This is a genomic window from Pseudomonas sp. GL_091, from assembly GCF_057837725.1.
The window spans coordinates 1,345,157-1,358,180 of the sequence record NZ_CM174451.1 but is presented as its reverse complement, the minus strand read 5'-3'; the positions used below and the strand labels follow the sequence as shown (position 1 = coordinate 1,358,180).

At 58.9% G+C, this 13,024-nt stretch carries 16 protein-coding genes; 11 read left to right on the top strand and 5 right to left on the bottom strand.

Annotated elements, in window-relative coordinates; genetic code table 11:
* The 3 genes from AC3ITY_RS06105 to AC3ITY_RS06095 all read left to right on the top strand — a co-directional run bounded on the left by AC3ITY_RS06105 (window position 1) and on the right by AC3ITY_RS06095 (window position 1,268).
* Entirely contained in the window at window positions 1-477 is a 477-nt protein-coding gene (locus tag AC3ITY_RS06105; protein WP_489308112.1) for a YchJ family protein, read from the top strand.
* An 87-nt stretch (window positions 478-564) separates the two neighbouring features.
* Complete coding sequence (locus AC3ITY_RS06100; protein WP_223458927.1) at window positions 565-1,059, top strand: LEA/WHy family protein; 495 nt, start codon at window positions 565-567, stop codon at window positions 1,057-1,059.
* Window positions 1,056-1,268, top strand: a complete 213-nt coding sequence (locus tag AC3ITY_RS06095) for an SEC-C metal-binding domain-containing protein (RefSeq protein WP_015093814.1) — start codon at window positions 1,056-1,058, stop codon at window positions 1,266-1,268. Before AC3ITY_RS06100 ends, AC3ITY_RS06095 begins: the two co-directional genes overlap by 4 nt.
* A 155-nt stretch (window positions 1,269-1,423) precedes the next feature.
* On the opposite strand, the gene AC3ITY_RS06090 is transcribed toward AC3ITY_RS06095, so the two are convergent.
* Window positions 1,424-1,981 carry a cysteine hydrolase family protein gene (locus AC3ITY_RS06090; RefSeq protein WP_489308111.1) on the bottom strand — a complete coding sequence of 186 codons (558 nt, stop codon included), beginning with the start codon at window positions 1,979-1,981 and terminating at the stop codon, window positions 1,424-1,426.
* Between the two features lie 193 nt (window positions 1,982-2,174).
* Here AC3ITY_RS06090 and AC3ITY_RS06085 point away from each other — a divergent pair, with 193 nt between their 5' ends.
* From AC3ITY_RS06085 to AC3ITY_RS06060, 6 genes are all read left to right on the top strand, one after another.
* A complete protein-coding gene (locus AC3ITY_RS06085; RefSeq protein ID WP_489308110.1) occupies window positions 2,175-4,625 on the top strand; it encodes a penicillin acylase family protein in 2,451 nt (816 codons plus the stop codon).
* A gap of 374 nt (window positions 4,626-4,999) precedes the next feature.
* On the top strand, window positions 5,000-5,782 hold the full coding sequence (locus AC3ITY_RS06080; protein ID WP_223458920.1) for a transporter substrate-binding domain-containing protein: 783 nt from the start codon (window positions 5,000-5,002) through the stop codon (window positions 5,780-5,782).
* Window positions 5,783-5,838: 56 nt separating this feature from the next.
* On the top strand, window positions 5,839-6,567 hold the full coding sequence (locus tag AC3ITY_RS06075) for an ABC transporter permease (RefSeq protein WP_223458918.1): 729 nt from the start codon (window positions 5,839-5,841) through the stop codon (window positions 6,565-6,567).
* Entirely contained in the window at window positions 6,564-7,274 is a 711-nt protein-coding gene (locus AC3ITY_RS06070) for an ABC transporter permease (RefSeq protein ID WP_223458916.1), read from the top strand. The genes AC3ITY_RS06075 and AC3ITY_RS06070 overlap by 4 nt, the downstream gene beginning before the upstream one ends.
* A 27-nt stretch (window positions 7,275-7,301) precedes the next feature.
* The gene (locus AC3ITY_RS06065) at window positions 7,302-8,420 is read left to right on the top strand and encodes a succinylglutamate desuccinylase/aspartoacylase family protein (RefSeq protein WP_489308109.1); all 1,119 of its coding nucleotides are present in this window, start codon (window positions 7,302-7,304) and stop codon (window positions 8,418-8,420) included.
* 13 nt (window positions 8,421-8,433) lie between these two features.
* Window positions 8,434-9,198 (top strand): ABC transporter ATP-binding protein, encoded by a 765-nt coding sequence (locus AC3ITY_RS06060; protein ID WP_150727640.1) that lies wholly within the window; start codon window positions 8,434-8,436, stop codon window positions 9,196-9,198.
* Window positions 9,199-9,253: 55 nt separating this feature from the next.
* Here the strand turns inward: AC3ITY_RS06060 and AC3ITY_RS06055 are convergent, their stop codons facing one another.
* The 3 genes from AC3ITY_RS06055 to dcd all read right to left on the bottom strand — a co-directional run bounded on the left by AC3ITY_RS06055 (window position 9,254) and on the right by dcd (window position 10,769).
* Entirely contained in the window at window positions 9,254-9,640 is a 387-nt protein-coding gene (locus tag AC3ITY_RS06055) for a hypothetical protein (RefSeq protein WP_489308108.1), read from the bottom strand.
* A 245-nt stretch (window positions 9,641-9,885) separates the two neighbouring features.
* Complete coding sequence (locus AC3ITY_RS06050; RefSeq protein WP_489308107.1) at window positions 9,886-10,095, bottom strand: hypothetical protein; 210 nt, start codon at window positions 10,093-10,095, stop codon at window positions 9,886-9,888.
* A gap of 107 nt (window positions 10,096-10,202) precedes the next feature.
* The gene (dcd, locus tag AC3ITY_RS06045; RefSeq protein ID WP_007940589.1) at window positions 10,203-10,769 is read right to left on the bottom strand and encodes a dCTP deaminase; all 567 of its coding nucleotides are present in this window, start codon (window positions 10,767-10,769) and stop codon (window positions 10,203-10,205) included.
* 353 nt (window positions 10,770-11,122) lie between these two features.
* Here dcd and AC3ITY_RS06040 point away from each other — a divergent pair, with 353 nt between their 5' ends.
* Window positions 11,123-11,332, top strand: coding sequence for a cold-shock protein (locus tag AC3ITY_RS06040; protein ID WP_002554837.1), 210 nt, complete (start codon window positions 11,123-11,125; stop codon window positions 11,330-11,332).
* 150 nt (window positions 11,333-11,482) lie between these two features.
* On the opposite strand, the gene AC3ITY_RS06035 is transcribed toward AC3ITY_RS06040, so the two are convergent.
* The gene (locus tag AC3ITY_RS06035; protein WP_489308106.1) at window positions 11,483-12,490 is read right to left on the bottom strand and encodes a DUF481 domain-containing protein; all 1,008 of its coding nucleotides are present in this window, start codon (window positions 12,488-12,490) and stop codon (window positions 11,483-11,485) included.
* 163 nt (window positions 12,491-12,653) lie between these two features.
* On the opposite strand from AC3ITY_RS06035, the gene AC3ITY_RS06030 reads away from it, so the two are divergent.
* Window positions 12,654-13,007: an MGMT family protein gene (locus tag AC3ITY_RS06030; RefSeq protein ID WP_150727643.1), complete on the top strand. Its 354-nt coding sequence runs from the start codon at window positions 12,654-12,656 to the stop codon at window positions 13,005-13,007.
* Window positions 13,008-13,024 lie beyond the last annotated feature (17 nt).

Below are 13,024 nucleotides of genomic sequence, written 5' to 3'. Positions count from 1 at the left end.
ATGAGTACATCCATTTGCCCATGCGGCAGCGGCACCCTGCTCGACGCCTGCTGCGGTCACTACCATGCCGGACACCCGGCACCGTGCGCCGAAGCCTTGATGCGCTCGCGCTACAGTGCCTACGTGCTGGGGTTGGTCGACTATCTGGTGGCCACCACCCTGCCCGCCCAACAGGCCGGCCTGGATCGTCAATCGATCAGCGACTGGAGCGCGCAAAGTACGTGGCTGGGCCTTGAGGTGGAAAGCTCCGAGGTGCTGGGCGGCCAGCCTGAACACGCTTTCGTGACCTTTACCGCGCGCTGGCACGACAGCAATGGCGAGCACAGCCACCGCGAGCGTTCCTCATTTGTGCAAAACACTGATCGCTGGTATTTCATCGACCCCACCGTGCAGCTCAAACTCGGGCGCAATGACGCGTGCCCGTGCGCGAGTGGGCAGAAGTTCAAGAAGTGTTGTGCAGGGTATTTCAGCAGTTAGGACATGGAATGACTGTCCACCACGCTGGACCTGCCGAAGGCTGCGATCTTTTGGGTCTAGACTGGGGCTCAAGGGAGAAACACCACGATGATCATCCGCCGCGGCGCACTCTGTCTGCTCACGTTGTTCCTGACACTGGGACTCGGCGGCTGCGCATCGTGGTTCGACGACGACTTGCCGGACCCCGAGGTCCATCTGGTGAAGATCGAGGTGGTCAGCGCCAAACTGCTGGAACAGAAATTCCTCCTGCATTTTCGCATCGACAACCCCAACGACAGCGACCTGACCGTGCGCAGTCTGGAGTACCGCGTTCACTTGGGTGACATACTGCTGGCCGACGGCGAGTACGAACACTGGTTCACCATCGGCCCCAGGCACAGCGCTTACTTCAAGGTGCCGATCCGCACCAACCTGTGGTCCAAGGTCCGTGATCTGGCCAAACTGCTGAAAAAATCCGATCAACCCATTCCCTATCGTCTGGAAGGTGAACTGGAAACCGGTATATTCATCGCCCACTACGTGCACCTGGCGCGCAATGGCGTGATAATCGCCGCCGATTTAATTCCGGAGCAACACCGATGACCCAGCAACCCCATGTCCACGGCCCTGACTGCAACCACGATCATGACCACGACCATCACCACCATGATCACGACCACGGCCATGTCCACGGTCCGAACTGCGGCCACGCTCACCAGGAACCGGTGCGCAATGCCCTGAAAGACGTCGGCCGCAACGATCCGTGCCCATGCGGCAACGGCAAGAAATTCAAGAAGTGCCACGGCGCTTGATGCTTCGGGCGAAGATTAGCTTCGCCTGTTGAATCACCGCCCTCTCCTGTGGGAGCGAGCTTGCTCGCGATGACGGTGGCACATTCACTATGACTGTGTCAGTCAGACTGCCATCGTCGGAACGCCGCCCGGAGCAAGCTCGCTCCCACAGGTGCTTAGTCGGCTGACAGGATCTGCGCGCTGCTTACAACCGTCGCATACTCACCGTGCAAATTCCCCAGCGACATCGCATGCACCACTTCGGCGCTATGGGCATGGCCGAAAAAATCAGCCTTGTCGAAGGTAAAGCACGCATCCTCGGCCACCCACGTATCAAACCCCAGGTTGCCCGCGGTACGCGCCGTGGATTCCACCGAGTTGTGGGTCGCGACACCCACGATGATCAACTGCCCGATCCCCGCCTCGCGCAAGGCAGCCTCCAGTCCAGTTGAGCAAAATGCATCCGGTACCTGCTTCTGGATCAAGCGTTCACCGGCCATTGGCTGAAACCGTTCCTGAAACTCCACCCCCGACTGCTGCGGCCAGAACACTGAGTCCTCCGAGCGGGACAGGTGCTGCACATGAGTCACCGGCCGAGCGGTACGCCGCCAATGGCCGAGCAATTCCAGCATGCGCTCTTCAGCCTGAGGGTTATTCCTGCGGCCGAGCCTGGGATGCAGGATGCCTTTTTGTTGATCGATGATGATCAGTGCCGCGTTTGCCTTGAGCTCCATGCCGACTTTTCTCCAGGATTGTTGAGCGTGTCGCACTTCAACATCCCCCATTGCGACTGGCAAGGCTGCGATCTTTCGGATAATCAGACAAATCCTGAAATAACCTTGTACCCCGCTTGCGCGGCCACCTCCCGCTCACTAACGTAGCGCCTTTATTTCGCGCCGCCGCCTCTACCCCCGCAGGAGCTTTGCCATGGCCTCGCCAGCCCTTACTCATTTTCTACCCCGGTTCGGCGTTGCCGCAGCAGTGGCCGGTGTGTTGAGCCTGACCGGTTGTCAGAACTTCAACGCCCAGGACACCCTCCCGCCAACCTCCGGCGTACAACCACTCAAGGGCCTGGCGCAGAGCGTTTCGGTGCGTCGCAATGCCATGGGCATGCCGCTGATCGAAAGCAACAGCTTCCACGACGCGCTGTTCACCCTCGGATACGTGCATGCCAGCGACCGCATCACCCAGATGGTCACCCTGCGCCTGCTGGCCCAGGGCCGTTTGACCGAGATGCACGGTGCCGAACTGTTGGACGCCGACCGTTACATGCGGGCGGTCAACCTGAAGAAAAGTGCTGGCGAGTTGTACAAGGCTTCTTCGCCACGCCTCAAGCGTTTCTTCGAAGTCTATGCGCGTGGGGTCAACGCCTACCTGTTCCGCTACCGCGACAAACTGCCGGCGGACCTCGCGGCCACTGGTTACCAGCCTGAATACTGGCAGCCGGAAGATTCCGCGTTGATTTTCTGCTTGTTGAACTTCAGCCAGTCGACCAACCTGCCGGAAGAAATTTCCTCGCTGGTACTGGCCCAGACCGTCACCACTGACAAACTGGCGTGGCTGACGCCGTCGGCTCCCGACGAAAAACTGCCGGCCGCCGAAAGCGAAAAACTGCAAGGCATCAAACTCAACGGGCAAGTGCCGGGGCTGGCTGAACTCAGCAAAGCCACGGGCCTGCTGTCGGACCTCAACCTGCTGGGCGCCACCTCGTCGAACAACTGGGCCATCGCCCCGCAACGCAGCCGCAGCGGCAAGAGCCTGTTGGCCAGTGACAGTCACGGCCCGCTGGGCGTGCCTTCGTTGTTCAGTTACGTGCAGATTCGCGCGCCGAAGTATCAGGCGTCCGGCGTGACCATCGCGGGCCTGCCGATGGTGCTTGGAGGTTTCAACGGCAAGGTGGCCTGGAGTATGACGTCCGTGATGGGCGACAACCAGGACCTGTTCCTGGAGAAGATCCAGCGCCAGGGCAACGGGCTCACCTACGAAAATGCCGGGAAGTGGCAGCCGGCGATCGTGCGTAACGAAACCTACTTCGTCAAAGGCCAGCGGCCGATTCGCGAAGCCGTGTACGAAACCCGCCATGGCCCGCTGCTCAACAGCGCCCAGGGCACCACGCTGGCCAATGGTTTCGGCCTGGCCTTGCAGACGCCGAACTTCACCGACGACAAGACCCTGGACGCGTTCTTTGACCTGTCCCGCGCCCAGAGCGTCGAGAAAGCCTCGGATGCCAGCCGCGAAATCCGCGCCATTGCGCTGAACCTGGTGTTCGCCGATGCCAGCCACATCGGCTGGCAAGTCACCGGTCGTTACCCCAACCGTCGCGAAGGCGAAGGCTTGCTGCCCTCGCCGGGCTGGGAAGGTCGATACGATTGGGACGGTTACGCCGACCCGATGCTGCACCCGTACGACCAGGACCCGGCCCAGGGCTGGCTCGGCACTGCCAACCAGCGGGTCATTCCCCATGGCTATGGCATGCAGTTGTCCAATTCCTGGGCCGCTCCGGAGCGCGGCGAGCGCCTGGCCGAACTGGCCGGTGCAGGCAAACACGACAGCCGCAGCCTGATCGCCATGCAATACGACCAGACCACCACCTTCGCTGCCAAGCTGAAGAAAATGTTCGAAGCGCCTGGCATGGCCCAGCCACTCAAGCAAGCCATGGACGCCTTGCCGGCGGCCGATCGCGCCAAGGCACACGAAGCCTACAGCCGCTTGATGGCGTTCGACGGCAAGCTCGGCCCGACCTCCACCGATGCGGCCATCTACGAATTGTTCCTGCAGGAAAGCACCCGACAGATCTTCCTCGATGAACTGGGCCCGGAAAGCAACCCGGCGTGGAAAGCTTTTGTCGCCGACGGCAAGCTGTCCTACGCGGCCCAGGCCGATCACTTGCTCGGGCGTGAGGACAGCCCGTTCTGGGATGACGTGCGCACCGCGCAGAAAGAAGACAAACCGGCGATCCTCGCTCGCAGCCTCGCCGCCGCGATCAGCGCAGGCGACAGCCAGTTGGGCGGCGATCACAAAGCCTGGCAGTGGGGCAAACTGCATCGCTATGAATGGAAAAACAGCAGCGGCCAGACCGTACGCGGACCGCTGCCGGCCGGTGGCGATCACACCACACTCAACACCGCTGCCTTCGCCTGGGGCCAGGACTTCAACACCACGCTGGCGCCAGCCATGCGCTTTATCGTCGACTTCGGCCAGTCCGAACCGCTGATGGCACAAAACGGCACCGGCCAATCCGGCAACCCGGCCAGCCCGAACTACCTCAACAGCATCGAACCGTGGCTTAAAGGCCAGTACATGAGCCTGCCCATGCAGCCGCAGAACTTCGACAACGCCTATGGCAAGGCGCGGTTGACGCTGACCCCAGGAAAGTAACCCCGCCCTTTACCTGTGGGAGCGAGCCGGCTCCGGGCGGCGTTCCGACGATAGCGATTCAACATTCAAAATAGAGGTTGAATGTTGAATCACCATCGCCGTTGCGCTGACGCAAGGACAAGTCGTGTCGACGAGGTAGGGAGCCTGGTGACCCGGCTCAGTCAAACCGTTCTTTTGTGGCGAGATGATTTGGTGCACCCATTTCCCTGCGCCCGTTTTCGTGCATAAATCTGTTTCCGGCCATTTCCAAGTACCTTTTAAAACGCTTGTTCGGCACTCTGGTTCGGAAATTGCTACTTTCAACAGGTCTTACGCTTTCCAGTAACAATAATTCTGCGCCACAAGCGCTCATATTGGTTTTTAGGGATTGAATAATGAAAAAAGCATTGCTGACCCTTTCTGCACTGGCGTTGTGCATGGCTGCTGGCTCCGCCATGGCGAAGGAGTACAAAGAACTGCGTTTCGGCGTTGACCCTTCCTACGCACCGTTCGAGTCGAAAGCGGCCGATGGCAGCCTGGTAGGCTTTGACATCGATCTGGGGAACGCGATCTGCGCCGAACTGAAGGTCAAGTGCAAGTGGGTCGAAAGTGACTTCGATGGCATGATTCCCGGCCTCAAAGCCAATAAATTCGACGGTGTGATCTCGTCGATGACCGTTACCGAAGCCCGTGAAAAAGCCATCGATTTCTCCAGCGAACTGTTCTCCGGCCCAACCGCCTACGTGTCCAAGAAAGGTTCTGGCGTGACTGAAGACGTCGCCTCGCTCAAGGGCAAGACCGTCGGCTACGAACAAGGCACCATTCAGGAAGCTTATGCCAAAGCCGTTCTGGACAAGGCCGGCGTGAAAACCCAGGCCTACGCCAACCAGGATCAGGTCTACGCCGACTTGACTTCCGGTCGTCTCGATGCAGGGATTCAGGACATGCTGCAAGCCGAAATGGGCTTCCTGAAGTCGCCACAGGGTGCCGAGTACAATGTCAGCAAGCCGGTCGACAATGCTTTGCTGCCAGCCAAAACAGCCATCGGCATTAAGAAAGGTAACACCGAGCTGAAAGCACTTTTGGATAAAGGTATCAAAGCGTTACACGATGATGGCACCTACGCCACCATTCAGAAGAAACACTTTGGCGATCTGAATCTGTACAGCGGCAAATAATGCCCGGCGCCCATCTCTCGATGGGCGCTTTTTTCATCCGATCAGGTTGCTGATTTATGTTCGAAAACCTACTGGAAAATCTGGGGCTCTCTGCCTTCAGCCTCAAGGGCTTCGGTCCGCTGCTGATGCAAGGCACCTGGATGACGATCAAGTTGTCGGCGTTGTCGCTGTTGGTGGCCGTGTTGCTTGGGCTGCTCGGCGCCAGTGCCAAGCTGTCAAAAGTCAAACTGATGCGCGTGCCTGCACAGCTCTACACCACACTCATTCGTGGCGTTCCGGACCTGGTCCTGATGCTGTTGATCTTCTACAGCCTGCAAACCTGGCTGACCTCTTTTACCGATTACATGGAATGGGAATACATCGAGATCAACCCGTTCAGCGCAGGGGTCATCACCCTGGGCTTCATCTACGGTGCGTATTTCACTGAAACCTTCCGTGGCGCGATTCTCGCCGTCCCACGGGGTCAGGTCGAAGCGGCCACCGCCTATGGCCTCAAGCGCGGCCAGCGTTTCTGGATCGTGGTGTTCCCACAGATGATGCGTTATGCCCTGCCGGGTATCGGTAACAACTGGATGGTGATGCTCAAGGCCACCGCCCTGGTGTCGATCATCGGCCTCGCCGACCTGGTCAAGGCTGCCCAGGACGCCGGCAAAAGCAGCTATCAGCTGTTTTACTTCCTGGTACTTGCCGCGCTGATCTACCTGATGATCACCAGCGCGTCCAACTTCATTCTGCGCTGGCTTGAACGTCGTTACTCCGCCGGTACCCGGGAGGCCGTACGATGATCGAACTTCTGCAGGAATACTGGAAACCCTTCCTCTATAGCGACGGCAACAACATCACCGGCCTGGCCATGACCATGTGGCTGCTCAGCGCTTCGATCTTCTTCGGTTTTATCGTGTCGATCCCGCTGTCCATCGCCCGTGTATCGCCGCACTTCTACATCCGTTGGCCGGTGCAGTTCTATACCTACCTGTTCCGTGGCACGCCGCTCTATATTCAGTTATTGATCTGTTACACCGGGATCTACAGCCTGGCCGCCATTCGAGCTCAGCCAGTACTGGACGCATTCTTTCGCGATGCGATGAACTGCACGATCCTGGCCTTCGCCCTGAATACCTGCGCCTACACCACGGAGATTTTCGCCGGGGCCATTCGCAGCATGGCCCACGGTGAAGTGGAAGCGGCCAAGGCTTACGGCCTGACAGGCTGGAAGCTGTACGCCTATGTGATCATGCCGTCGGCCCTGCGTCGTTCGTTGCCGTATTACAGCAACGAAGTGATTCTGATGCTGCACTCGACCACCGTGGCCTTCACCGCGACCATCCCGGACATCCTGAAAGTTGCGCGGGACGCCAACTCGGCGACCTTCCTGACCTTCCAGTCATTCGGCATCGCCGCGCTGATCTACCTGACCGTCACTTTTGCGCTGGTCGGCCTGTTCCGCCTTGCCGAACGCCGATGGCTGGCCTTCCTTGGGCCGACCCACTAGGACTCAACCAGCTTCAGGAAACAACAGATGCGCCACCAGAAACATGACCTGCTGGCCCCGCTGCCCGGGACCGCGAGACAGATCCACAGTTTTCACTTCGGCCCTCAACCGGCCAACGGCAAGATCTACATCCAGGCCTCCCTGCACGCCGACGAAATGCCCGGCATGCTGGTGGCCTGGCACCTCAAGCAGCGCCTGGCGGAACTGGAAGCCGCCGGGCGCCTGCGCAGCGAAATCGTGCTGGTGCCCATCGCCAACCCCGTGGGCCTGGAACAGGTGCTGATGGATGTGCCGCTGGGCCGCTACGAGCTGGAAAGCGGCCAGAACTTCAACCGCTGGTTCGTCGACCTCAGTGAGGAAGTCGGCAACGCGATCGAAGACAAGCTCGGTGACGATCCGCAGCACAACCTGCAACTGATCCGCAGCAACCTGCGCGATGCGCTGGCCCGGCAGACCGCCGCCACCCAATTGCAATCCCAGCGCCTGACCCTGCAACGATTGGCCTGCGACGCCGATATGGTGCTCGACCTGCATTGCGATTTCGAAGCGGTCGCTCACCTCTACACCACGCCGGATGCCTGGCCGCAGGTCGAGCCGCTGGCCCGCTACATCGGCGCCGAAGCCAGCCTGCTGGCAACCGATTCCGGCGGTCAGTCGTTCGACGAATGCTTCACCCTGCTCTGGTGGCAGTTGAAGGAACGCTTCGGCGAGCACTTCGACATTCCGCCGGGCAGTTTTTCGGTGACCGTCGAACTGCGCGGTCAGGGCGACGTCAATCACCCGCTGGCGAGCCTCGATTGCCAGGCACTGATCGATTACCTGATCCATTTCGGCGCGATCGCCGGCGAACCCGCGCCCCTGCCCGACCTGCCCTATCCGGCGACACCGCTGGCCGGTGTAGAACCGGTGGCCACGCCCGTCGGCGGGCTGCTGGTGTTCACTGCGTTGCCGGGCCAGTACCTGGAAGCCGGGCAACTTATCGCCGAGATCATTGATCCGGTCAACGATCTGGTTACTCCCGTTCACTGCTCCGCCGCCGGGTTGATGTACGCCCGTTCGCTGCGCCGCATGGCCACTGCTGGCATGGTGATCGCCCACGTCGCGGGCACCGAAGCCTATCGCAGTGGCTATCTACTTTCGCCTTGAGGATGCACGCCCCATGTACAAATTGACCATCGAAGGCCTGCATAAAAGCTACGGCGACCATGAAGTCCTCAAAGGTGTTTCGCTCAAGGCCAAGACCGGCGACGTCATCAGCCTGATCGGCGCCAGCGGCTCGGGTAAAAGTACCTTTCTGCGCTGCATCAACTTCCTGGAGCAACCCAACGACGGCGCCATGAGCCTCGATGGGCAGAACATCCGCATGATCAAGGATCGTCACGGCATGCACGTGGCCGACGCCGATGAATTGCAGCGGATTCGCACCCGCCTGGCCATGGTGTTCCAGCACTTCAACCTGTGGAGCCACATGACGGTGCTGGAAAACATCACCATGGCCCCGCGCCGGGTGCTGGGCTGCGACAGGAAAGAAGCCGAGGACCGCGCCCGGCGCTACCTCGACAAGGTGGGGCTGGCCTCCCGTGTGGCGGACCAATACCCGGCATTCCTGTCCGGCGGTCAGCAACAACGGGTAGCGATTGCCCGCGCACTGGCCATGGAGCCGGAAGTCATGTTGTTCGACGAACCGACCTCGGCGCTGGACCCGGAACTGGTGGGTGAAGTGCTCAAGGTGATCCAGGGCCTGGCCGAAGAAGGCCGGACCATGATCATGGTGACCCACGAAATGAGCTTCGCCCGCAAAGTGTCGAGCCAGGTGCTGTTTCTGCACCAGGGCCTGGTGGAGGAAGAAGGCGCGCCGGAAGAGGTGCTGGGCAATCCGAAAAGCGAGCGGTTGAAGCAGTTCCTCAGCGGCAACCTGAAATAGCCGCCGGGCGGAGAAGTGGAAGCCGGGCTGCCCGGCTTCCAACATCAGTCAACCGTTATGCCCCCGCTTCGTTTTCCAGCCTGAAACTGCCATTTTTCACTTGCAGACCATTGGCGTCCGTCCCATTGAAGCGTCCAACAAACTGCGCGTCACCTCCCACCGTCAACTCGAGCGTTCCTGGATAAAGCTCTGCCTCCGAGTTGCCGATCACATGGATGACCATGGGAGATCCCTCGTTGAGTCCCAGGCTGAAACTGCCACTCTGGATGCTCATCGGTAAGTACACGTAAAACGCTGTCCCCTGACCGTTATCCGCCTCAATGCAATGAATGTCTGACCGCTGATAGAAATCGAGCCCATCCGTTACGCGAAACTGCATGGAGCCGACTGTCGTGATTACGTCGGCACTCAAATGCCCCGATCGATTTGCACTCACACTCATCTGAATGTTCCTTTTCATATTCGAAGTTAACTGTCTGATGCCCCTGTTAAAGGCCCCAGGGCACGCAGCTCCCAGATAGAACCACGGCCATGTCTATCGATTGGTTTCCCCGACAGACATAGTTACTTCCGAATATGTGCAGGCCGATTCAGACGCTACGTTCGTCTATAGCAACAACAGGCACAGGCCTGCTTGCTGAAGACAACAAGCGCAGCTCAACAGCCATGAATGGCGGAAATCGAAAATCAGGCAACAGGCACAGGAGGCGACTCGTCCGGCAGAGTAGGCTCGCCTGGCTCGTTAGGCTGTTCATTCGGGGTATCAGGATCAGGCTGGCCGGGAATACCCCCTGCCATGCTGACGGGCGGATGTGCCAACAAGGACCAGGCCAGAACACCCACCTGGTTGGGTTCAAGCCTTGCCAGTTCGGCACTGATTCGCGGATCGATCTTCATTCGGCACTCCTGAGTGATGGCCCGACCCGCCTTGCGCGGGTCGGAACAGTACACCCCATAGAGTGTACGCCCGCCCAGGAATTCCCGGCATTTGTCGGACGGTTGACTCAAGTGCGAGGCAGGGTCACGCCTCGCTGGCCCTGATACTTGCCGCCTCGGTCCTTGTAGGACACTTCACATTCTTCGTCAGACTCAAGGAACAGCATCTGCGCCACGCCTTCGTTCGCGTAGATTTTCGCCGGCAGATTGGTGGTGTTGGAGAACTCCAGGGTCACGTGACCCTCCCACTCAGGCTCGAGCGGCGTGACGTTGACGATGATGCCGCAGCGCGCGTAGGTGCTTTTACCCAGGCAAATGGTCAATACATTGCGCGGAATGCGGAAGTATTCGACGGTGCTGGCCAGGGCGAAGGAGTTCGGCGGAATGATGCATACGTCGCTGTGGATGTCGACGAAGCTGCCGGCATCGAAGTTCTTCGGATCGACGATGGCCGAATTGATGTTGGTGAACACCTTGAAATGATTGGTGCAACGCACATCGTAGCCATAGCTCGACACCCCGTAGGAGATCACACGGCTATCGTCGCTGCCGCGCATCTGGCGCTCGACGAAAGGCTCGATCATGCCGTGTTCCTGCGCCATGCGGCGAATCCACTTGTCCGATTTGATGCTCATGGCGGGTGTCCTGAATAGCGAGGTCGAAAAATTCTGTCCGGCATCTTACCGGGCGCGCCGCCGGGTTCAAAGTCCGCGGTGCAATTCTCGCCGAACAGGCAGGAATTACCTGCGCTGGCGACGAACCGTCACACCGCCGATCCTTAAAACAGAGAAACCTGTGCAAGAAGCATTGGCACGTTCCGGAAAAAGGGTTAAGGTGGCGTCACTGTGCTGCTTGTGTCACTGAGAATCTCTACACGATATGTTGAATTTCGATCCAACCATCTACAAGAATTTTTCCTGCTCTTTGCACTCAGTCTCGGCCAGGGTTCTTCCTGAGTCGCAGTTATCTTTGTTCAAGGAGTTACACCATGTCTAATCGCCAAACCGGTACCGTTAAGTGGTTCAACGATGAAAAAGGCTTCGGCTTCATCACTCCACAATCCGGTGACGACCTGTTCGTTCACTTCAAAGCTATCCAGTCCGACGGCTTCAAAAGCCTGAAAGAAGGCCAACAGGTTTCTTTCATCGCTACCCGCGGTCAGAAAGGCATGCAAGCTGAAGAAGTTCAAGTTATCTAACTTGTACTTGCTTTAGTAAAAAGCCCCGCCCTCAACAGCGGGGCTTTTTTGTGGGCGGGTGTTTTGTCCACGCAAAAAAAGATCGCCGCCTTCGACAGCTCCCGGGTTGCCCCTGCAGGAGCTGTCGAAGGCGGCGATCTTTTGATGCTCTTACCAGGTCACGCCAAACCCTGCGGTGTAGCGTGTCTTGTCCAGATCCGAATCGTCAGTACCGCTGATGATGTCGCGCTCCGCCTTCAGGTTCAGCGAAGCCCAGTCAGTCACCTTGTAGCGCAACCCCATCTCGGCATCGAGCGCGTAGTCGGCCACACCCGACAGCGGCTTGCCAACCTCGCCATTGGTGAAGAACTCGACACGCTTGCCGACCAGGTAGCGGTTGTAGTCCCACTTCATGGCCAGGGCGTAGAAATTGTCATTGCTGCCATCGGAAAATTCATAGTCCGTGCGGTTGAGCAGCGAGCCCAGGGAGAACGCCCCGAGTTCGTTATCCCAGAACTGATAGCCGGGACCGGTACCGACCGTGCGTTGCCGGGAAAGGTCTTCAACCTTGTCGCGCTTGTAGACCAGGCGCCCCTGCCAGAACCATTGCTCGGTCAGGAATCGGTCGATGGAATACTCCGCCCGCCAGTTGTCCGTGGTCACCACGTCGTCCTGGAACTCACGGTTGTATTCACCTTCAGCGGTGTGCCGCCAGCGACCGTGTCGTGCACTGGTCTTGAAATCGATGTCGTAGTCATCGGTGTCGTTTTCCGCCCGCTGATAATCCAGCGCGATATCGACGTTGCCTTTCCACACCAGATCCTCGACCACCGGTTTTGGCTTGAGAATCTGCTGAATGCTTGCAAGTTCGACCGTCTTCGGTGCCTCGCCGTTGGCCAGCGTGACCTTGCCGGCGTCCGCCGCCTTCAGTGACTTGGCTTTCTCGCCACTGTAGGCATCCTGCTTGATCAGCAATTCCTGATCGCTGTCCAGGGTCTTGACCTGTTTCCAGTCGATCGTCACCGCACCGGCGTACTCGGTCTGGATCAGCAGCTTGCCGCCATCGAACAGCGTGATCTTGCCGCTCAGCTTGTCACCGTTCTTCAACCACACGGTATCGGCAAGCAAGGGAGTGGAGGCACCAAGGGCAGCGAGACACAGCAGGGATCTGGACAACATAAACAAAATACAGGCTCAGGCTTGCGAGAAAAGTCGGCATTATCCGTAGGAACAAGGCCCTGGCAAGGACTGACCCGACTATTTCTGTTGAGTTCATTTCTCAACTTCCTGCGCAGGAATTACTCTAAAGACGGTAAAGCAAATTTCTTCAGGACTGACGGACGTGACCGATCCAACCGATGAATCCGAGAGCGCAGCGCAAATCCGACGCACGGCACTGTATTTGACTCTTGCCCAAGTACCGGAGGGCAAAGTCGTCAGCTACGGCCAACTGGCCGAGCTTGCAGGACTGGGTCGCGCCGCCCGCTGGGTCGGTCGCACCCTCAGCCAATTGCCGAGCGACAGCAAATTGCCCTGGCATCGCGTTCTGGGCGCAAACGGGCGTATCAGCCTGCCGGTGGGCAGCCCTTCGGGTGATGAGCAGCGCGCACGATTACGCATGGAGGGCATCAGTATCCTGAATAATCGTGTTGATATTCAGCGCCATGGCTGGCGTCCGGTAGAGCACAGCGGTTAGAGTGCGCGCTTTGTTTC

Bases quoted from the DNA above. Each gene is read 5' to 3' on its own strand.
- AC3ITY_RS06105 (WP_489308112.1), top strand. From the start codon at position 1: ATGAGTACATCCATTTGCCCATGCGGCAGCGGCACCCTGCTCGACGCC.
- AC3ITY_RS06100 (WP_223458927.1), top strand. From the start codon at position 565: ATGATCATCCGCCGCGGCGCACTCTGTCTGCTCACGTTGTTCCTGACA.
- AC3ITY_RS06095 (WP_015093814.1), top strand. From the start codon at position 1,056: ATGACCCAGCAACCCCATGTCCACGGCCCTGACTGCAACCACGATCAT.
- AC3ITY_RS06090 (WP_489308111.1), bottom strand. From the start codon at position 1,981: ATGGAGCTCAAGGCAAACGCGGCACTGATCATCATCGATCAACAAAAA.
- AC3ITY_RS06085 (WP_489308110.1), top strand. From the start codon at position 2,175: ATGGCCTCGCCAGCCCTTACTCATTTTCTACCCCGGTTCGGCGTTGCC.
- AC3ITY_RS06080 (WP_223458920.1), top strand. From the start codon at position 5,000: ATGAAAAAAGCATTGCTGACCCTTTCTGCACTGGCGTTGTGCATGGCT.
- AC3ITY_RS06075 (WP_223458918.1), top strand. From the start codon at position 5,839: ATGTTCGAAAACCTACTGGAAAATCTGGGGCTCTCTGCCTTCAGCCTC.
- AC3ITY_RS06070 (WP_223458916.1), top strand. From the start codon at position 6,564: ATGATCGAACTTCTGCAGGAATACTGGAAACCCTTCCTCTATAGCGAC.
- AC3ITY_RS06065 (WP_489308109.1), top strand. From the start codon at position 7,302: ATGCGCCACCAGAAACATGACCTGCTGGCCCCGCTGCCCGGGACCGCG.
- AC3ITY_RS06060 (WP_150727640.1), top strand. From the start codon at position 8,434: ATGTACAAATTGACCATCGAAGGCCTGCATAAAAGCTACGGCGACCAT.
- AC3ITY_RS06055 (WP_489308108.1), bottom strand. From the start codon at position 9,640: ATGAGTGTGAGTGCAAATCGATCGGGGCATTTGAGTGCCGACGTAATC.
- AC3ITY_RS06050 (WP_489308107.1), bottom strand. From the start codon at position 10,095: ATGAAGATCGATCCGCGAATCAGTGCCGAACTGGCAAGGCTTGAACCC.
- dcd (WP_007940589.1), bottom strand. From the start codon at position 10,769: ATGAGCATCAAATCGGACAAGTGGATTCGCCGCATGGCGCAGGAACAC.
- AC3ITY_RS06040 (WP_002554837.1), top strand. From the start codon at position 11,123: ATGTCTAATCGCCAAACCGGTACCGTTAAGTGGTTCAACGATGAAAAA.
- AC3ITY_RS06035 (WP_489308106.1), bottom strand. From the start codon at position 12,490: ATGTTGTCCAGATCCCTGCTGTGTCTCGCTGCCCTTGGTGCCTCCACT.